Genomic DNA, 19,886 nt, shown 5'->3' on the forward strand with positions numbered 1-19,886 from the left:
TCATTTTTTAAAAACTTTGGTTATGAGTTTTAGATTGTAAAAGTAGGATTTGGTTTAATACTAAAAATCACAAAAAAATGTTAATTAAACTAACCCGCATTTTATAAAATAAATGATTCCACTTTTTCTAAATCACGCCCTATTATTGCTGATTTTCCATTGATTACAATAGGTCTTTCAATTAGAATTGGATTAGAAATCATGGCTTCAATAATTTGTTCGTCATTCAATTTTTTGTTTTTAAAATTTTCTACCCAAATTTTTTCTTTTTGACGAACTAATTCAATTGGTTTCATGTTTAATTTTTCGATAATAGCAGACAGTTCTTCAAATGAAGGAGGGGTAGTCAGATAATTGATGACTTCAAACTCTTTTTTTGAGTTTTCCACAAATGCGAGACAGTTTCTGGATTTTCCACAGCGTGAATTATGGTATATTTGTATCATATGGATTAATATTGGATTATTGTAAATAGATATCTCGAGAATTAGTATTGATGTAACAAAAGTACTATTTGCTCAACTAATTAAGTATAAAAATAAAACGAAAAATAGATGTTTATAGAACAAGGAATAAAATCAGATAATAAGTTTTGGAAATATATTTTAGGTTCTTTCATAATAATTTGCGCTTCATTTGTGGGGCAGTTGCCGCTTTTGATAGGCGTTTTATATGAAACAATGTATAATGGAAAGCCTTATCCAACAAGTAATGAAGCGGTAATGCGTTTTTTTGATTCAAATCTGACTTTGTTTTTAATACTGATTTCATTTGTTTTTATTATGCTTGGGATAGTGTTAGTCGTCCGTAGTTTACACGGACAAACGTTGCTTTCAGTAACAACATCAAGAGCTAAAATAGATTGGAAAAGAGTTGGATTTTCTTTTATGATTTGGTCGGTTTTTACAATTGTATCCACGTTACTTTTTTATTTTTCTAATCCCGATGATTTTGTTGTCAATTTTAAACCAATTCCATTTGCAATATTAGTGGTAATAGGAGTGCTTCTAATTCCAATTCAAACCAGTTCAGAAGAATATATTTTTAGAGGATACTTAATGCAAGGATTTGCTAATCTTGCCCAGAATAAATGGTTTCCGTTATTGATGACTTCGGTTATCTTTGGAGGAATGCATATTTTTAATCCTGAAGTGGCTAAAATAGGGTATATAGTACTTGTATATTATATAGGAACGGGGCTTTTACTGGGAATTGTTACATTGATGGATGAAGGAATGGAGCTGGCTTTAGGATTCCATGCTGCGAATAATTTAGTTGGTGCTTTACTCGTTACATCAGATTGGTCTGCATTTCAAACCAATTCTATTTTTAAAGATATTTCGGATCCCTCAGCTGGATTAGATGTTATACTGCCGGTAGTTCTTATTTACCCAATACTTTTATTTATCTTTAGTAAAAAATACAATTGGACCAATTGGAAAGAAAAATTAACTGGAAATATTTAAATAATAAAATTGTTCAATAATTTAAAAATAAACCTATCATGATCGATACAATAACATATCATAATGTCCATAACCTCTTTAAATTAAATGGGTTTCATCTGAATCGAAATGATTTGTGCAGAGTAGCGTACAGTTTTATAAAAGAAGGAGACGAATTCGAAAAATCAGTGGGAGACTTTATACTCGATTGGTTTGATAATAAATCGTATGTAGAAATGAATACTTCTGGAACTACTGGAACTCCAAAATTGATTCGTGTTGATAAACAAGCGATGGTTAATTCAGCAATTGCTACGGGTGATTTTTTCGATTTAAAACCTGGAGATAAAGCATTGCATTGCTTACCTACTAAGTATATCGCAGGAAAAATGATGTTTGTGAGAGGTTTTATTCTGGGGCTTGATGTTGATTTTGTTGCGCCAAGTTCTCATCCTATGTTGCAAAACGATATTAAATATGATTTCGTAGCGATGGTTCCTTTACAAGCTCAAAACTCTTTATCAGAATTAAAGTATGTAAAAAAGATGATTGTAGGTGGCGCAAAAATGAACAATACCCTTGAAAAAGAACTTTCTAAATTGAAAACAGAAGTGTATGAAACCTACGGTATGACGGAAACGATTACTCACATTGCAGCCAAAAAAATAGGAGAGGACGTTTTTTCAATTTTACCAAATATTAAAATTAGCCAAGATGAAAGAAATTGTCTGGTGATTGATGCTTTAAAAATTTCTGATGATTCGATTGTTACAAATGATTTAGTGGAACTTGTAGGTGAAAATCAATTTATTTTTTTAGGACGTATTGATAATGTAATAAACAGTGGTGGAATCAAATTAATTCCTGAAAAAATAGAAGATAAGTTATCCGATAAAATTAACTCAAGATTTTTTGTAGCTGGAAAACAAGATGCTGTTTTGGGTGAAAAATTGGTTATTGTTATTGAAGGGGAACAACAAATATTGGATCACACTATTTTTGATGGTTTAGATAAATATGAAAAACCAAAAGAAGTTTTTTATGTTTCTAAATTTTCTGAAACCGAAAACGGGAAGATAAAACGTAAAGAAATTATAGAAAGTATTTAAAATGCTAAAAAAAGCTTCCGTGAATTTTGGGAGCTTTTTTATTTAATTATTGCTGCATTTTAAAATAATAATCAGCTGAATTTTTCCCACTTCCGTAGAATAAGAAAAAGATATAAATTCCTAATATCAGTAATGCCAAAAGTAAATTTTGGGATTGCATTTCTCCCATAAAATTTACTACGATAGCACCTATTAATATAGGAAGTTGTGCTATTATTGCCCATCTTGTCATTAAACCAAAAGCAATCATTATACCACCTATAATATGTGCCGGAGCAATATAATGAACGAGGAACATTCCACCACCAATTCTGTCAATTGGCGATATTAGATCATTTAAATATTGGATGTTCGTTATAAAAGAGATTCCTTTCATAAACAAAAATACACCAAGTGCTATTCGTACCAAATCCACGGGTAAATAAGTGTGCGTATTCGCCCATTTATTTAAATTTTTTACGCGGTTCATAATACTATAGTTTTAAATATTTAACACTAAGTTACTGATTTTTAATAAAATAATATGTTGTTATTAAGGAAAACTAAACTTTGAATGTATTCTTTGTTAAAAAGCTTTGCCAGTTAACTTTTGCAAATAAAATACTATAAATACCGTCTTAATTTATAACTACAGCCTACGTAAAAAAGTTAAATTTTAAAAAATATTGAATAATTTCTAATAATTTGAAATGCCGTATTTAGTTTATAAATTGATAATTTATTCTTAAATCAAGTCTGTTTTGAGCATCACCATGAGCCAAAAAGTAAGTCAAATCCATAGATAAGTTTACTTTGGTTTTTTTGGGACTAGTGATAAATGACTTGCTAAAGTACACAGGGACATAATCCAAATAGTTGTTCACTCGCATACTTAGAAACAAAACCCAATCCAATTTCACCATCCTCATAAGAAAGTGCAAATTCTAATAATCCAAAAAAGTATTTTGAAATTAAATTAAACTGAACAATTGGTTTAAGACTGAATAAACTAAAATTACTGTATAAAGCTCTTTCTGCCATTGTGCTTTGAGGGGTAATAAGTGTTTGGGTATCGTTTTTTATGAGCCTATAATCATAATCGAATCGAAATCCGTGCCTTAATTTTTTAGTAATTATTTTTCCAGCTCTTATATTTATATCTACTGCAAGTCAATGACTTCGATATCTTTATATGTGTACAGGCAGCGATACGTTTGTACCCGTTTCTAAATCAAAGGTCTCTTATCCTTCGACAAAATAGTATTTTCCGTTTTAGTTTGTGCATCTACAAACTGCCCCACTAACAATAATTGTGTTATTAGTAAAACCAAAATCTTTTTCATTTTCTTTTAATTTTAGATAATTAAAAGGAATTAGGGTAAGACTTTTTAGGGCGCTAAAAATGCTTTTAGGAACTATTAATATAGTTCCTAAAAGCATTATTAACATACGAAATATAGGATTAAGTATTTATAAATGAGCAGTTAGACTTGAATTACGCCCAAATTAAATTTTTTCTCAATAGGAGAGTGGTTTGCTGCTTCAATACCCATAGAAATCCAGGATCTGGTGTCTAAAGGGTCAATTATCGCATCAGTCCATAATCGTGAAGCTGCATAATAAGGCGAAACTTGTTCGTCATACCTGGCTTTGATTTTATCAAAAAGAGCTTTCTCTTTGGCTTCATCAACTATTTCTCCTTTTGCTTTAAGCGAAGAAGCTTCAATTTGTGCCAATACTTTTGCGGCTTGTGTTCCGCCCATAACAGCTAATTCGGCACTTGGCCAAGCAAAAATTAATCTAGGATCATATGCTTTTCCACACATGGCATAATTTCCGGCTCCATAAGAATTTCCTACGATAACTGTGAATTTTGGCACAACTGAATTGGATACTGCATTTACCATTTTGGCACCGTCTTTTATAATTCCGCCATGTTCAGATTTGGACCCTACCATAAAACCGGTAACATCTTGTACAAATACTAAAGGAATTTTCTTTTGGTTGCAATTAGCGATAAAACGGGTCGCTTTATCCGCACTATCGGAGTAGATTACGCCTCCAAACTGCATCTCGCCATTTTTGGTTTTCACCACTTTTCGTTGGTTAGCAACAATTCCCACTGCCCAACCATCAATTCTGGCATAACCGGTAATAATGGTTTGTCCATAACCATCTTTATAGGCTTCAAATTCAGAATTATCAACCAGACGATTGATGATTTCCATCATGTCGTACTGTTCATTTCTGGCTTTTGGTAAAACGCCATAAATTTCTTTTTCGTCCAATGCTGGTTTTTCGGATTTTATTCTGTTGTAACCGGCTTTGTCAAAATCACCTATTTTGTCGACTATATTTTTTATTTTGTCTAATGCATCTTTGTCATCTTTTGCCTTGTAATCCGTAACGCCAGAAATTTCACAATGTGTTGTAGCTCCGCCTAATGTTTCATTATCGATGCTTTCGCCAATGGCAGCTTTGACTAAATAACTTCCAGCTAAGAAAATACTTCCCGTTTTATCAACAATCATGGCTTCATCGCTCATGATTGGTAAATAGGCACCACCGGCAACGCAACTTCCCATTACTGCAGCAATTTGAGTGATTCCCATGCTGCTCATTTGGGCATTATTTCTAAAAATGCGACCAAAATGTTCTTTATCAGGGAAAATCTCATCTTGTAAAGGCAAATAAACTCCGGCACTATCCACTAAATAGATGATTGGAAGACGATTTTCCATTGCAATTTCTTGAGCACGTAAATTTTTCTTTGCAGTTATAGGAAACCATGCACCCGCTTTTACGGTAGCATCATTAGCCACAACAATACATTGTTTTCCTCTTATATATCCTATTTTCACAACAACCCCACCAGATGGACAACCACCATGTTCTGCATACATTCCTTCACCAACAAATGCGCCAATTTCTATACATTTTGCTTTTGGATCCAATAAATAATCGATTCGTTCGCGTGCCGTCATTTTGCCTTCGCCATGTAATTTTTGGATGCGTTTTTCACCACCTCCTAACTTGACTACGCTTAATTTTTGTCGTAATGCTGAAAGTAAAAGTTTATTGTGGTCTTCGTTTTTGTTGAAGTTCAAATCCATGATGAAATAGTGTTAAAAAATTTTTGTGCTAAAATACAAAATCCAACTAAATAAATTTTATTATTTTAATTGGATTTTGATGAAAATCGAATATATGTTTAGTATTAAAACAAAAAAACAGAAGTTTATCTCTGTTTTTTTATGAATTTAATAAAAAAGTAAGTGTTTATTTTTTAGACTCATTGACAAGTCTTTTCAAAATTGCCCATTGTTTTAATGCGTCTCGAGCTTCAACAGCTGGATATCCTAACATAGTTTTTCCTGCCGGAATATCTCCCGTAACACCCGAACCTGCACCAACAATGGCACCATCGCCAATAGTGGTGTGGTCTTTTATAGAAGCGCTTCCGCCTATAATTACGCCGTTCCCTAAAGTTACGGATCCTGCAAGTCCACTGTTTCCAGCCATAATACAGAACTTACCTAATTTACTGTTATGACCTATTTGAACTAAATTATCAATTTTACAACCGTCACCTAAAACAGTAGAACTAAATTTCCCTCTATCAACACAGGAATTAGCGCCAATTTCGACATTGTTACCAATAATTACATTCCCAATTTGTGGGATTTTCACCAAACCTCTTTGAGGATCAGGACGAAAACCAAAACCATCTGCACCTATTGTAGCATTGGGATGTATAATACAATCATTCCCAATATGACATCGTTCTCTAACAACAGTTCCTGACCAAATTACAGTATTTTTTCCTATTGTACATTCATCAAGAATAGTCACATTTGGATAAATGGTCGTATTATCTCCAATTATAACTTTAGGTCCTATGTAGCAACCAGCACCAATTCGTACACCATTGCAAATAGTAGCCGTTGAATCAATTACTGCTGTTGGGTGAATGTCAATTGTAAATAATGGAGTTGGAGGTGCAAAAAGTTCCAATACCTGAGACATTGCTAAATCAGCATTTTTTACTTTTATGAAAGCCCTGTCTTCTCCGGGTTCTATAGATATATCTTCGTTGACAACCGCTACACAAGCTTTGGAAGCAGACCAAAATTTTTCGTATTTTTTGTTTCCAATAAATGAAATTTCAGATTCATTAGCGGCTTCAAGTTGTTCAGGCGCAGTAATACTTTGAAAAGTATTCCCGACTATTTCTCCTTTTAGAATCTCATTTATTTCTTGAATTGTATAGGATTTCATTAAGTATATATTGGATTTGGTTGTTTAATAATTATCAAATAAAAGAATTTAGTGTTAAAATTCCTAATCTTAATAATTTCTTTAACAAGATAAAAAAGTGTTAGTTATATAACTTAAAAAAATTAATTTACAACAAAAGGGAGTATTAAAAAATTAATTTTGCTAGTTAATATATGCTTGTATCTGATGAAATTATTTCAACTAAAATTTTCAATTCTTATAATCTTCTTTTCTTTTTGTTCAGTAAATGCTCAACTTCAGGCTTTGTTCAACAGTAAAACACAACTTCGGGATTTGACTGAACGTTGGGAATTAGATACCACTTCTGTTAGAGGAACATTTTTGGTCACTCCCTATAAACCCATGTATGTTTTACCCTTAAGATGGACAAATAATCCGAATGAAAGACCTTCTTCAGGAAATGTGGATCCTGATTATGTGGCTCCACCCGGGGTTGATTATGATAATATTGAGACTAAATTTCAGTTGAGTTTTAAGACTAAAATTTTACAAGGTATTTTTTGGGGGCATGGCGATTTATGGGTTGCTTACACACAAATATCACATTGGCAAATATACAATAATGATCTTTCAAGACCTTTTAGAGAAGTTAATTACGAGCCGGAACTAATTTTAAATGTTCCTGTTAAATTTAATTTTTTGGGTTTTAAAGCCCGAATGATTGGAGTGGCATTCAATCACCAATCTAATGGGAAGAGCGAGCCCTTTTCCAGAAGTTGGAACAGAGTTATTCTTCATGCAGGATTGGAACGCAAAAATTGGACAATTTATGTGAGGCCTTGGTTTCGTCTTCCAGCAGAGAAAGATGATAATCCGGATATTTCAGAATATGTAGGGCGTGGAGATGTGAATGTGATTTATACCCAAAATGGTAATATATTTTCTTTTATTGGTAGCCATAATCTAAATTTTAATTCAAAAACAAGAGGTAATTCATCCTTTTCCTGGTCGTATCCCATAAAAGATAACCTTAAGGGATATTTGTTGATCTCTCATGGATATGGTGAAACGCTAATTGATTATAATAATTTACAAACAACAATTGGAGTAGGAGTATCTTTGATAGAATGGCTATAAATTTTAAAGGAGCAATTCTTAAAATATCGTAAAAAATCTACAGAACGGTAATTAGTATACCAAATTTTACACGTGTTTCTTTGCCATCTATTTTGTCAAGAGTCCTTATCGAGGTAGTACGTTGTTCATAATGTGCCTGCTGGACTCTCTTCACAAATAGTATAATAAATCGCATTATCTGCAGATTGTAATTCTTTAAAGTACTCATTAAAATATACTTTTTCTTAGCAAAAAATTATACATAAAAAAATAAGACAAATAATGATAGTGAATTTTTCATCTTTATATAATTTTGTGGGTAAAAGTAATAAAAAATCCTACAATATAGCTTTAGCCTACTGTAGGATTAAATTTAATAGTAGAATATTGTTACTCTTCTTTTTGCCCCATCATCATTAGATAGGCTTTCAGAAATTCATCGATTTCTCCATTCATTACACCATCAACATTACTGGTTTCATAACCGGTTCGAACGTCTTTGACTAATTTATAGGGCTGCATCACATAATTTCTGATTTGAGAACCCCATTCTATTTTCATTTTCCCTGCTTCGATGTCTGCGCGTTGTGCTTGCTTCTTTTTTAACTCAATTTCGTACAATTGAGAGCGTAACATTTGCATGGCACGCTGTCTGTTATCTTGTTGCGAACGTGTTTCAGAACATTGTATTTGAATTCCGGTTGGTTTGTGAAACAATTGTACTTTAGTTTCTACCTTATTTACATTTTGTCCTCCCGCACCACTAGATCGCGAAGTCGTAATCTCGATATCAGCAGGATTTATATCAATTTCGATACTGTCATCTACAAGCGGATACACATAAACGGATGCAAACGAAGTATGACGCTTAGCATTACTGTCAAAGGGAGATATTCTAACTAATCTATGTACGCCATTTTCGCCTTTTAAATAACCAAAGGAATAATCGCCTTCAAATTCGAGTGTTACGGTTTTTATACCTGCAGCTTCTCCTTTCTGGAAATTCAGTTCTTTGATTTTGTAGCCGTATTTTTCGCCCCACATCATGTACATGCGCATGAGCATTTCGGCCCAATCACAACTTTCGGTTCCACCGGCGCCAGCGGTTATTTGTACCACAGCACTCAAAGTATCACCTTCGTCTGAAAGCATGTTCTTGAATTCAATCGCTTCAATATGATTGGCTGTAATCGAATATTGTTCGTCTAATTCTTCGGCAGTAAGTTCTCCTTCTCTGTAAAAATCATAGGCGAGTTGCAATTCGTCCGTCATTTCGACCGCTTTATTGTAATCTTCAATCCATTTTTTCTTGTTTCTAAGATTTTTTACAATGAGTTCCGCTTCTTTTGCATTGTTCCAAAAGTCGGGAGCAAAAGTTTTCTCTTCTTCATTAGAAATCTCAATTAGCTTGGCATCAACGTCAAAGATACCTCCTCAACGCACCAAGGCGCTCCACAATACCTTTAATTTGTTCGGTAGTTGTCATAAAATTATATTAATTTGATAAGTCTATTTTCAATATTTATCAAAAATGCCGTTGTGTACTACAATTAGTTTAGTTTTAATGGAACTAGTTGGAATTAACAAACGGTATTGTGTAAATTTGTAGCACAAAAATAGAAAAATTTTACGCAAGGACAAGTTGCGACTTGCCCTTATCAAAAATAAAAATAATATGGAGATAAATTTAATTAGCGATACGATTACAAAGCCTTCACGCGAAATGTTGGTACACATGTTAAACGCTGTGGTAGGTGATGACGTTTACAAACAAGATCCCACGGTTATTGAACTTGAAGCTAAAGTTGCCGAAATGTTCGGAATGGAAGCGGGACTTTTTTTCCCATCAGGAACAATGGCTAATCAAACAGCTATAAAATTACACACACAGCCCGGAGAACAATTAATAGCGGATAAATACGCACACGTTTATCATTATGAAGGTGGTGGAGTTTCCTTTAACAGCGGCGTTTCTTGTTGTTTATTAGATGGAAATCGCGGAATGATTACTGCGGAACAAGTTGCTGGAGCGATCAATGATCCGGAATTTTACCACAGTCCGTTAACGAGTTTAGTATGTGTGGAAAACACTACCAATAAAGGTGGTGGTGCTTGTTATGAACTGGAAGATTTGCAAAAAATAAAAATGGTTTGTGATGCTAACAATTTAAAATTTCACATGGATGGTGCTAGAATCTGGAATGCTTTAGTTGCTAAAAATCAAGATCCAAAAGCATTTGGGAGACTTTTTGATACGATTTCGGTTTGTTTGTCAAAAGGGTTGGGAGCGCCTATTGGTTCGGTTTTATTAGCTGACAAAGCGACCATTCACAGAGCGTTGCGTATCCGAAAAATATTAGGTGGAGGAATGCGTCAAGTAGGTTATTTGGCGGCAGCCGGAATTTATGCTTTGGATAATAATATAGAACGCCTTGCCGAAGATCATCGAAGAGCTAAAGAAATAGGAGAAGTTTTGAGAAATGTAAGTTGGGTTGCGTCAGTGGAACCTGTTGAGACTAATATTTTGATATTTACATTGGTTCCAAATTGTATTGAAAAGAATTTAATTGAATTGTTGAAACAAAAAAATATTTTAATCAGTTCCATGGGTCATGGAAAACTAAGAATCGTTACGCATCTTGATTATAAAGAAGTAATGCACACGTATGTTTTGGAAACATTGCAAAAGTTAGTATAGTTCTTCTTGGAGAATTTATTTAAAGTTTAAGGTTTAAAGTTTTTATCGTGATCAAAAAACGTTAAACCTTAAACTTTAAATTTTTTTATTTAAACAAATTATCCATTCCTGGAATCATTGGCATATCCATTTTTGCAACAGCATCAAGTTCAGCTTCATTTACTTTAGTAGCTTTTTCGATAGCTTTGTTTAGTACTAAAATCATATAATCTTCTAATTGTTCTTTGTCTTCCAGCAAGGAATCGTCAAAAGTGATTGATTTAATGGAGCGATTAGCAGTAAGTGTCACTTTTAATAAACCATCGGTACTTTGCTCATCTATAAGGACTGTATCTAAACGTTTTTTAGTATCTTCTATCTTTTGTTGGGTTTCTTTAAGTTTACCCATCATTCCCATTAAATCCATGTTTTAATTTTTTTAAATTAATTGAATTACAAAATTAGTATATTGCATAGTCATATTCAACAAAATATTCATGAAAAATAGACTCATCATAACTTCTCTTTGTGTTATTTTTGTAACTTCATTTACTAATACAAAAGCACAACAAATGTTAAAAAAAAGTCCAATTCCAGTAGCTAAAATAATTCCTAAATCATTAGAAAAACATAATGAGACAAGAATTGATAATTACTTCTGGTTAAATGACAGAGAAAATCCCGAAGTTATTGATTACCTGAATAAAGAAAACACATATTATGATGCAATGACAGCTCATACTAAAGATTTTCAAAAAGAATTGTTTGAAGAAATGAAAGGAAGAATTAAGGAAGATGATCAGTCAGTTCCTTATTTATACAACGGCTATTACTACATTACCCGTTTTGAAAAAGGGCAGGATTATCCCATTTATTCGAGAAAAAAAGGAAGTCTTTCTGCCAATGAAGAAATTTTATTTAACTGCAATGATTTGGCCAAAGGACATTCGTACTTTCAACTAGGAGGTTTGAGTGTGAGTCCTGACAATAAATTTGCAAGTTTTGGTATTGATACTGTGGGAAGACGCATTTATACAATACAAATCAAAAATCTTGAAACAGGAGAAATTCTTTCGGATAAGATTGAAAATGCTACTGGAAGTTCAGTTTGGGCAAATGATAATAAAACCATTTTTTATACCAGACAAGACAAAGTTACCTTGCGTTCTGATAAAGTTTTTAAGCATAAATTAGCCACTGATGCTGCTGCAGATGTATTAGTTTTTAATGAAAAAGACGATACGTTCAATGTTTCTGTAGGTAAAGAAAAGTCCAAAAAATATATTGTTATAGGTTCAGGAAGTACACTAACTACTGAATATAGAATTTTAAATTCAGATAATCCAGATGGAGAATTTGTTGTTTTTCAACCAAGAGTTCGTGGTTTAGAGTACAGTATTTCTCATTTTGGAGATTCTTTTTACATTCTTACCAATAAAGATAAGGCGACAAATTTCAAGTTGATGAAAACGCCTGAAAACGCTACTGCAAAAGAAAATTGGAAAGATGTAATTGCCCATAGAAAAGAGGTTTTACTGGAAGATATCGAGATTTTTAGCAACTATTTGGTTGTTGAAGAACGTTCTAAGGGATTGAATCATATTCGAATAATGCCTTGGAGTGGAGCAGGAGAGTATTACTTGCCTTTTGGAAGTGAAACGTACAATGCTTACACGACCACAAATGTTGATTTTGACACGGATATCTTGCGTTACAGCTATCAATCATTAGCAACGCCATCTTCGGTTATTGATTTCAACATGAAAACCAAAGAGAAAGAAATCAAGAAAGAGCAAGAAGTTCTTGGAGGCAAATTTGATAAAAATAATTACATCGAAGAACGTGTTTGGGCCACTGCTACTGATGGAACTAAAGTGCCTATTTCTTTGGTATACCGAAAAGGATTAAAGAAAGACGGCAACAATCCTTTATTGCTTTATGCGTATGGTTCTTATGGCGTTACGATGGATACTTATTTTTCATCGACACGCTTGTCTATTCTGGACAGAGGATTTGTGTTTGCAATAGCACACATTCGTGGTGGTGAAGATTTAGGAAGAGAATGGTATGAAGATGGAAAATTATTGAAAAAGAAAAACACATTCACTGATTTTATCGATTGCTCTAAATTTTTGATTCAGGAAAAATATACTTCACCGGAACATTTATATGCCGAAGGTGGTTCAGCAGGAGGATTATTAATGGGAGCAGTAGTAAATATGGCACCGGAATTATACAACGGAGTGATTGCTCAAGTTCCTTTTGTAGATGTAATTACCACTATGCTTGATGATACTATTCCGCTTACAACAGGAGAATATGACGAATGGGGTAATCCAAACGTGAAGAAATATTATGATTATATGCTTTCTTATTCGCCTTATGATAATGTAAAGCCTCAAAAATACCCTAATATGTTTGTTTCTACAGGACTACATGACTCTCAAGTGCAATATTGGGAGCCTGCAAAGTGGGTTGCAAAGCTACGAACTCAAAAAACAAATGACACTGTTTTATATCTTAATACGAATATGGATGCAGGTCACGGAGGTGCTTCAGGGCGTTTTGAAGCCCTAAAGGAATTAGCAAAAGAATATAGTTTCCTATTAGATTTAGAAGAAATTAAAAACTAATTAGATTTTTTTGTTAAATTTGTAACATTCGTGTTTAGTGTAAGATTGCCACGACTAACTATTTTTTTATGAAAAAAGAAATAACTGCTTATAATAATGTCTTAGAATTAATAGGTAATACTCCACTTATTAAGCTAAATAAAGTTACTGAAAATTTAGAAGGAAATTTTTACGCTAAAGTAGAAGCTTTTAATCCGGGACATTCTTCAAAAGATAGAATAGCATTATACATAATTGAAGAAGCTGAAAGGAGAGGTATTTTATCTCCTGGTGATACCATAATTGAAACAACTTCCGGTAATACGGGTTTTAGTTTAGCAATGGTCAGTATCATAAAAGGTTACAATTGTATTCTTGCTGTTAGTTCTAAATCATCTAAAGATAAAATAGACATGCTTCGCAGCTTAGGTGCTAAAGTATATGTTTGTCCGGCACATGTTTCTGCTGATGATGAACGTTCTTATTATAACGTCGCTAAACGTTTGCATGAAGAAACGAAAGGTTCGATTTATATTAATCAGTACTTTAATGAATTGAATGTTGATGCGCATTATAAGTCTACCGGTCCGGAGATTTGGAAACAAACTAACGGAGCAATTACACACTTAATAGCTTGTAGTGGAACAGGCGGAACTATTTCAGGTACTGCAAAATATTTAAAAGAACAAAATCCTACTATTAGAATTCTTGGAGTGGATGCTTTTGGGTCTGTGTTGAAAAAATATCATGAAACTAGAGAATTCGATAACGACGAAATTTATCCATACAGAATAGAAGGTCTGGGAAAAAATTTAATCCCATCTGCAACTGATTTTGATATAATTGATAAGTTCATGAAAGTAACAGATGAGGAAAGCGCTCATGCTGCACGAGAAATCACCAGAAAAGAAGGTTTATTTGTTGGATATACTTCAGGAGCAGTGATGCAAGCGATTAGACAATATGCGGAGGAAGGTGAATTTGATGCTAATAGTAATGTAATAGCAATTTTCCCGGATCACGGTTCTCGTTATATGAGCAAAGTATTTAGCGATGATTGGATGAACGAACAAGGTTTCTTTGACAGCATCAACGAAGAAGAAGTTCAAAAAATAGAATTTATAAAATAAATTTAATATTCAATAAAAAAATCCCATTTGCCTCAGCAAATGGGATTTTTTTATTGAATATTAAATTTGAATACTTATTATTTAATCCAATAATTCAGGATTATTAAGTATCAATTCAATTTTTTTAATAGTGATTGTGATCTGACTCATTTGTAATTCTATATTTCTAAAAAAGAGACTAATATCTCTATTGACCCAACTTTCAGAAATAACTCTTGCCCCCAAACTAATTCTTAATATAGCACTTTCAATTTCTGTAGTATATTTTACATTAACAGCTTGACCAATGTGACATTTTTGGGCAGCAAGTCGAATGATTTCTAAAGAAGAACCTTCAAACTGGTCAGATAAATCAGAATTTAATAATGTATATAATTTTTTTACTTTATCAACAGATAAGACTTCATTGTTTTTAAAAATAAAAAAAGGAAAAATGGTACGAATATTTCTTATTCCAAATTCTTTACTGCTGTAACTCTTAGTTTTTGTTTCATCTCCATAAATAGGTTGTAAAAAAGAGGCCTCTTTTATGGAGTCGTCCACAAAATTACAAAACATCTCAATACCCATATTTCGATATAAAATAGGTGTTTTGTAATACCTGTCCATTTCAACTATTGCGGCATTCCAGCGCATATAGGAACCATAGTTATAGCCTTCAGATAATTCATTGGAACAAAACCAAGAAGTCGGCCAGTCAGAACGATTATAATATTGGTTTAATCCTTTAGGTAATGTGTTTTTTACAGATTGAATTAATTTATTGACATTTTTAGGTAAAATTAATGCACCACAATATGGAGGACCAGTAAAGAATTTACTCCCCGTTATGGTGACAATATAGCCTCTATTTAAATAATTTTGTATGTCTTTTGGATCTAATCTTAGCTGTGATCCATCTACAATTATTTGAATTGATAAATCTTCAAGTGTGTTTAGTTTTTTAATAAATTCGTCGCTGGGAGATTGATACCCTAATTTTGATTGGTCCATAGTATGTAATACTATATGTCTGCCTTCATTTCTGGTCTTAACAACGGCATCAAATACTTCCTGATCTAATTGATTAGACGTTTTTAATGCGCCATTTTGATCTCTAAAAGGGATTTGTATTAAATCAACATCTCTAAATCCTTCAATTTTAGTGTCTTTTTTAATTGGATAATTTAAAGCAGTAGTGTTTTCAAAATGACACCCTTTTAATGCGGCAGCTACACCGCTACCAGTTTCATCAGAGGCCACTAAAATATGTGTAATTTCTTTGTCAGAAATAATTTGTGTTATGGCTGCTATTTGAAGAGAAGAATCAGTACCTGATGGTGAAAAAATTATTTCACATTCCTCATTTAATTTAAAAATATGTCTAAGATTGTTTTTTAGCAATTCAGAAAACTCGATTGTAGTATTTTGAAAACCTTTTTTAAGGCTATTTCTAATCAATATACTTCTCACTTTATCTGTTTTGTCAAAAGCAAAATTAGAAACGCTTGACGCCGTCGACGAAGCAAAAGTAAATGCATCAGGTCTTGGGAATGGACGGCATCCGTATTTGTTAAGCAAATGAATCTCATCGATATTCAATCTAAGATCACCACCAGACATCAACATGTATTCTGTGGGTTTTGCAAGATTTTCGACAATAGGTTTCCAAGATTCTATGAGTTCAGTATTAGAATTTTTTAAACCATGAAAAGATTGAAGCTCGTCGTATATTAATGAAGATTCAGTATTTAAAGAGGTATCATTTTTAATTAAGTTAATTAAAATATAATCAAGATTTTCTAACTTTTCCTTATCATCTTTCGGTAGTAAATTATAAAAAATTCGAATCACTTCGAGAGCTGCAATATCACATAAAACAACATCTTTTTTTTCGGCGTTCAAAGCTTTGTACCATAGCTGCCATTCGATTCCATATCTTAAATAGACTAACGCTAAAATGGGTTTGTCTAAAAATGAGGAACCAATTATAATTGATTTGTTGGGTACAATTTTAAAAACAGTAGGCTCACTGGTTGAAGTGATAATATTGATGTTATTTATCTTTGGTACGGTATTGAATCTTTTTAAAATGCGTACTAAATAGTTCACATTTTCTTTTTCAAATAAACTGGTTCTTTTATATTGATTTTCAATTAGAATGTTGTTTGTCATAAGTGTTGTAATTTAAAACGTTCCTTAGAACGATACTCTGTATTTGGAAATTTACATTGCTAACTAAACTCATTCAATCAGGGACTATATTTTGTTGAAGATCATAACAAAAAATAATTTTGCTCCTAACGGTTTGATGTTTCGCTTGTTTTTGAGGCGTAGCATTTCGCAAAAGTCAGCAAATATAAGAAACTTGGTAGCAGTATAAAAGATATTAAATAATACTCGTTTACTAAATCTTCTATTTTTAGATAAAGTCAATAATTTAAACGGTATTTATAAAATAATTTGAAGGTAAATGTCTTTTAAAACTTATTTATATTTTACTGATTTATTGCTTGAAAATTTCAGAAAAAGGTAAAAGTCTTAGGGAAGCATATAATTCCAAGAAACTATTTGGTTTGTTTTATAACTATGTTTTAAGCCAGTTTTAAAAAAATAACTCAAAGAATATTTTAAACAATAAATCACAGATGTAATATTGTTAGTTCATAAATAGTGAAACAAAAAAACTCTAGCCAAAGCTAGAGTTTAAAGTATAATTATATCAAAATCTATTCCTCTTCCATAGTATGATAAACGTTCATCACATCATCATCCTCCTCTAATTTTTCAATTAGTTTTTCTACATCAGCGACTTCAGCTTCTGTAAGTTTTTTGGTGATTTGAGGAATTCTCTCAAATCCGGAAGAAAGAATTTCAAGTCCTCTATTTTCTAATTCTTTTTGAATGGTTCCAAAACTTCCAAACGGAGCATAAATTAAAATACCGTCTTCGTCTTCAAAAACTTCTTCAGCACCAAAATCGATTAATTCTAATTCTAATTCTTCAGGGTCTATTCCGTTTGTTGGGATTCTAAAATTACAGGTATGGTCAAACATAAATTCAACCGAACCCTGTGTTCCCATTGTGCCGTTACATTTGTTAAAATAACTTCTAACATTAGCAACAGTTCTGTTGTTATTATCTGTAGCTGTTTCAACTAGAATTGCAATTCCATGAGGAGCATACCCTTCAAATAAAACTTCTTTATAGTTGGCGGTGTCTTTATCAGTAGCTTTTTTAATGGCACGTTCTACATTTTCTTTTGGCATATTTACTGCCTTTGAATTCTGGATTACGGCTCTTAATCTTGAATTGGCTTCAGGATTTGGTCCGCCTTCCTTTACGGCCATAACAATATCTTTACCAATTCTGGTAAATGCTTTGGCCATTGCTGACCAACGTTTCATTTTTCTACCTTTTCTAAACTCAAACGCTCTTCCCATTTCTATTTTTTATTTTGAACTGCAAAAATACAGTTATTAGTTATTTTTTCAAAAATTTTTATTAATCAATTGGAACATTGTTTTGCTCTTCTTATTTTTTGATAGAATCATTATTTATTAAAATTCTTATAATCGTTTATTATGGCAATTGCTTCATCTAAATAAGGATTGTTTTTCACTTGTCTGATTTTATAGCGATTAATATCTTGTGGAAAAACATCAAATTTTAATTGCTCTAAATCAAAGGAATTATTTGAAATCGTACTGTTGTTTTCACTTTCTACAATTTTTTTAACTTTTTTCCAAAGCGAATCAATTTCATGAATATCGTTGAATACTTCTTCAATAACTAAGCGAGTCGGTTTTTTTGGATTGTTATAAAGTGCATTTATCTGTTTGTTGGCCAAACTAATTTCATTGAAACGAGAGCTATTTTTCACTCTTGAATTACTTAATTCGACTATTTTGGGGAAATAAGTTTTTGAAAACGGATTAAATCTTGCTTTTGTGCTAATCATATCATATTTCAAAGCTGTTTTAAAACTGATTTCTCGCTGAATGATACTGTCAAATAAAACGGGTAGAGCAATATCTGGAACAATTCCTTTTATTTGATGGCTGTTACCTGTAATTCTGTAGAATTTTTCAATAGTAAGTTTCACAAATCCCTGTTGATTATTTTCGTCCAACGGTAAAATGGTCTGCATAGAAGCTTTGCCTAATGATGTACTGCCAATAATGATTGCCCGGTTATAATCCTGCATTGACGCTGCAAAAAATTCGCTTGCCGATGCTGAATTTCCATTGATTAACAACACAATAGGGCCATTGTATGCGCTGCCACGATTCCCGTCTTTTAAAATGGTTTGCTTATTTTTATTATTAACTAAAACAGATATTGGGCCAATATCTAAAAACATTCCAGCTAATTTAATGGCTTCTTCCATTGATCCACCGCCATTGTCTTGAAGATCGATTACTAAACCTTCAACATTGTCTTTTTGAAGTTTCTCAATTTCTTTGGCAACATCATCAGCGCAACCTTGAATAGAATATCCGTCGAAATTTGAATAAAAACTAGGAATGTTGATGTACCCAATTTTAGTTTCCGCTTCGGCAATGTAACTGAAAACAGCATTTTCAGTGGCTTTCATTACTTGCTTTCTCAGGCGTACAGATTGTACTGTTCCATTTTTTTTCTGAATGGTCAACTCAATTTCTATATTCGAATCAGAAAAAATTAATTCTCCAATTTTTTCTATGGAAGAACAGGAAACAGAATATGCATCTCCTTTGGTATTAGATACTTTCAGGATTACATCGTCTTTTTCAAACTTATCCGTTTTGGCCGCTGGACCACCGGGGACAATTTCTTCGATGATAATTTCTTCTTTTTCATTAAATCCAATATTTAATCCCAATGAAAGATTACTCGTTGATAAACCCGACATAAAACTGGATTTAACATCCATTGAAAAATAATTGGAATGAGGATCAAAATAAGTGCAAAAAATATTTAGAAAATTATTTTGAAGGTCATTTTCTAATCTGTTTGTGTCTTCAAGTATACTATTTACTTTGCATAAGTTGGTGTCAAATATTTTTGTTTTAGCCGTTTTCTCCAGCTTTGAAAAATTCTGTGTAAGCGAATCTAAATTGGAACTCAATTTCGAAATATCTTCTAGAATATCGTATTTAATTCTCTTTCTCCAAACTCTTTCTATATCAGTTATTACCAAATCAAAAGGGAAGTTTTTCTTCGAAAATTTCACAGAATCATTTGAGTTGTAATCAAAATTTTCCTGTTGCATTTTCTCTAAAATTTTCTTTTTCCGAATCAAAGCCAATTTATAAACGGCAACAAAATTACTCAGAAAAGAACAATTATTCTCTAAGATGTAATTGTCCAATTGAAGTCTATGCTCATATAGTTTTTGATATTCAATCTTGGTAAACAAGTTTCTGTTAGAGTCCAAAACATCCAAAAAGCTATCAAAAACAAAAACCGATAAACTGTCGTCTACCGGTTTTGGTTGGTAATGTTCACGTTGTATTAACGTATTTATTTTAGAAAGTGTTTCACAAGTTTTCACATCATTTTGACCTAAAAGTGAAAATGTAGTCAGCAAGAATACAAGTGAAAGTTTCTTCATTTAT

Annotated in this window: 16 protein-coding genes; 6 read left to right on the forward strand and 10 right to left on the reverse strand. The window is 32.4% G+C overall.

The features are described from left to right. Positions 1–101: 101 nt before the first annotated feature. Positions 102–446, reverse strand: coding sequence for an arsenate reductase (glutaredoxin) (gene arsC, locus ACNQF6_RS06290; protein WP_417964248.1), 345 nt, complete (start codon positions 444–446; stop codon positions 102–104). A 108-nt stretch (positions 447–554) separates the two neighbouring features. Between arsC and ACNQF6_RS06295 the strand changes: the two genes are divergently transcribed. Further along, positions 555–1,466 carry a CPBP family intramembrane glutamic endopeptidase gene (locus ACNQF6_RS06295; protein WP_417964250.1) on the forward strand — a complete coding sequence of 304 codons (912 nt, stop codon included), beginning with the start codon at positions 555–557 and terminating at the stop codon, positions 1,464–1,466. Positions 1,467–1,504: 38 nt separating this feature from the next. Then, a complete protein-coding gene (locus ACNQF6_RS06300; RefSeq protein WP_417964252.1) occupies positions 1,505–2,554 on the forward strand; it encodes an AMP-binding protein in 1,050 nt (349 codons plus the stop codon). A gap of 46 nt (positions 2,555–2,600) precedes the next feature. On the opposite strand, the gene ACNQF6_RS06305 is transcribed toward ACNQF6_RS06300, so the two are convergent. The 4 genes from ACNQF6_RS06305 to lpxD form a co-directional block, all read right to left on the reverse strand. Next, positions 2,601–3,023 (reverse strand): DoxX family protein, encoded by a 423-nt coding sequence (locus tag ACNQF6_RS06305; protein ID WP_417964254.1) that lies wholly within the window; start codon positions 3,021–3,023, stop codon positions 2,601–2,603. Positions 3,024–3,379: 356 nt separating this feature from the next. Then, positions 3,380–3,574 (reverse strand): hypothetical protein, encoded by a 195-nt coding sequence (locus ACNQF6_RS06310; protein ID WP_417964256.1) that lies wholly within the window; start codon positions 3,572–3,574, stop codon positions 3,380–3,382. 443 nt (positions 3,575–4,017) lie between these two features. Then, a complete protein-coding gene (locus tag ACNQF6_RS06315) occupies positions 4,018–5,646 on the reverse strand; it encodes an acyl-CoA carboxylase subunit beta (RefSeq protein WP_417964258.1) in 1,629 nt (542 codons plus the stop codon). Between the two features lie 166 nt (positions 5,647–5,812). Beyond that, on the reverse strand, positions 5,813–6,811 hold the full coding sequence (gene lpxD, locus ACNQF6_RS06320; RefSeq protein ID WP_417964260.1) for a UDP-3-O-(3-hydroxymyristoyl)glucosamine N-acyltransferase: 999 nt from the start codon (positions 6,809–6,811) through the stop codon (positions 5,813–5,815). Between the two features lie 186 nt (positions 6,812–6,997). Here lpxD and ACNQF6_RS06325 point away from each other — a divergent pair, with 186 nt between their 5' ends. Next, positions 6,998–7,909 (forward strand): phospholipase A, encoded by a 912-nt coding sequence (locus ACNQF6_RS06325; protein ID WP_417964262.1) that lies wholly within the window; start codon positions 6,998–7,000, stop codon positions 7,907–7,909. 369 nt (positions 7,910–8,278) lie between these two features. Here ACNQF6_RS06325 and prfB read toward each other — a convergent pair. Further along, a protein-coding gene (gene prfB / locus ACNQF6_RS06330) for a peptide chain release factor 2 (protein ID WP_315208257.1) occupies positions 8,279–9,374 on the reverse strand; the annotation gives its coding sequence in 2 pieces (ribosomal slippage) (positions 8,279–9,310 and positions 9,312–9,374; 1,095 coding nt in all). A gap of 189 nt (positions 9,375–9,563) precedes the next feature. Between prfB and ACNQF6_RS06335 the strand changes: the two genes are divergently transcribed. Continuing rightward, the gene (locus tag ACNQF6_RS06335; RefSeq protein ID WP_417964264.1) at positions 9,564–10,586 is read left to right on the forward strand and encodes a threonine aldolase family protein; all 1,023 of its coding nucleotides are present in this window, start codon (positions 9,564–9,566) and stop codon (positions 10,584–10,586) included. Positions 10,587–10,671: 85 nt separating this feature from the next. Here ACNQF6_RS06335 and ACNQF6_RS06340 read toward each other — a convergent pair whose 3' ends face one another. After that, positions 10,672–10,992 (reverse strand): YbaB/EbfC family nucleoid-associated protein, encoded by a 321-nt coding sequence (locus ACNQF6_RS06340; RefSeq protein ID WP_417964266.1) that lies wholly within the window; start codon positions 10,990–10,992, stop codon positions 10,672–10,674. 145 nt (positions 10,993–11,137) lie between these two features. On the opposite strand from ACNQF6_RS06340, the gene ACNQF6_RS06345 reads away from it, so the two are divergent. After that, the gene (locus tag ACNQF6_RS06345; RefSeq protein ID WP_417964497.1) at positions 11,138–13,198 is read left to right on the forward strand and encodes a S9 family peptidase; all 2,061 of its coding nucleotides are present in this window, start codon (positions 11,138–11,140) and stop codon (positions 13,196–13,198) included. 68 nt (positions 13,199–13,266) lie between these two features. Next, on the forward strand, positions 13,267–14,307 hold the full coding sequence (locus ACNQF6_RS06350; RefSeq protein ID WP_315208251.1) for a cysteate synthase: 1,041 nt from the start codon (positions 13,267–13,269) through the stop codon (positions 14,305–14,307). Positions 14,308–14,388: 81 nt separating this feature from the next. Here the strand turns inward: ACNQF6_RS06350 and ACNQF6_RS06355 are convergent, their stop codons facing one another. From ACNQF6_RS06355 to ACNQF6_RS06365, 3 genes are all read right to left on the reverse strand, one after another. After that, entirely contained in the window at positions 14,389–16,461 is a 2,073-nt protein-coding gene (locus tag ACNQF6_RS06355; RefSeq protein WP_417964268.1) for a hypothetical protein, read from the reverse strand. 554 nt (positions 16,462–17,015) lie between these two features. Further along, a complete protein-coding gene (locus ACNQF6_RS06360; protein WP_417964270.1) occupies positions 17,016–17,729 on the reverse strand; it encodes a YebC/PmpR family DNA-binding transcriptional regulator in 714 nt (237 codons plus the stop codon). Between the two features lie 110 nt (positions 17,730–17,839). Further along, complete coding sequence (locus ACNQF6_RS06365; protein ID WP_417964272.1) at positions 17,840–19,882, reverse strand: carboxy terminal-processing peptidase; 2,043 nt, start codon at positions 19,880–19,882, stop codon at positions 17,840–17,842. Positions 19,883–19,886 lie beyond the last annotated feature (4 nt).

It is taken from the genome of Flavobacterium pasteuri, from assembly GCF_048286615.1.
GTDB lineage: Bacteria > Bacteroidota > Bacteroidia > Flavobacteriales > Flavobacteriaceae > Flavobacterium.

Excerpts from the sequence above, each read along its gene's own strand:
- arsC (WP_417964248.1), bottom strand. The coding sequence starts at position 446 with ATGATACAAATATACCATAATTCACGCTGTGGAAAATCCAGAAACTGT.
- ACNQF6_RS06295 (WP_417964250.1), top strand. The coding sequence starts at position 555 with ATGTTTATAGAACAAGGAATAAAATCAGATAATAAGTTTTGGAAATAT.
- ACNQF6_RS06300 (WP_417964252.1), top strand. The coding sequence starts at position 1,505 with ATGATCGATACAATAACATATCATAATGTCCATAACCTCTTTAAATTA.
- ACNQF6_RS06305 (WP_417964254.1), bottom strand. The coding sequence starts at position 3,023 with ATGAACCGCGTAAAAAATTTAAATAAATGGGCGAATACGCACACTTAT.
- ACNQF6_RS06310 (WP_417964256.1), bottom strand. The coding sequence starts at position 3,574 with ATGGCAGAAAGAGCTTTATACAGTAATTTTAGTTTATTCAGTCTTAAA.
- ACNQF6_RS06315 (WP_417964258.1), bottom strand. The coding sequence starts at position 5,646 with ATGGATTTGAACTTCAACAAAAACGAAGACCACAATAAACTTTTACTT.
- lpxD (WP_417964260.1), bottom strand. The coding sequence starts at position 6,811 with ATGAAATCCTATACAATTCAAGAAATAAATGAGATTCTAAAAGGAGAA.
- ACNQF6_RS06325 (WP_417964262.1), top strand. The coding sequence starts at position 6,998 with ATGAAATTATTTCAACTAAAATTTTCAATTCTTATAATCTTCTTTTCT.
- ACNQF6_RS06335 (WP_417964264.1), top strand. The coding sequence starts at position 9,564 with ATGGAGATAAATTTAATTAGCGATACGATTACAAAGCCTTCACGCGAA.
- ACNQF6_RS06340 (WP_417964266.1), bottom strand. The coding sequence starts at position 10,992 with ATGGATTTAATGGGAATGATGGGTAAACTTAAAGAAACCCAACAAAAG.
- ACNQF6_RS06345 (WP_417964497.1), top strand. The coding sequence starts at position 11,138 with ATGTTAAAAAAAAGTCCAATTCCAGTAGCTAAAATAATTCCTAAATCA.
- ACNQF6_RS06350 (WP_315208251.1), top strand. The coding sequence starts at position 13,267 with ATGAAAAAAGAAATAACTGCTTATAATAATGTCTTAGAATTAATAGGT.
- ACNQF6_RS06355 (WP_417964268.1), bottom strand. The coding sequence starts at position 16,461 with ATGACAAACAACATTCTAATTGAAAATCAATATAAAAGAACCAGTTTA.
- ACNQF6_RS06360 (WP_417964270.1), bottom strand. The coding sequence starts at position 17,729 with ATGGGAAGAGCGTTTGAGTTTAGAAAAGGTAGAAAAATGAAACGTTGG.
- ACNQF6_RS06365 (WP_417964272.1), bottom strand. The coding sequence starts at position 19,882 with ATGAAGAAACTTTCACTTGTATTCTTGCTGACTACATTTTCACTTTTA.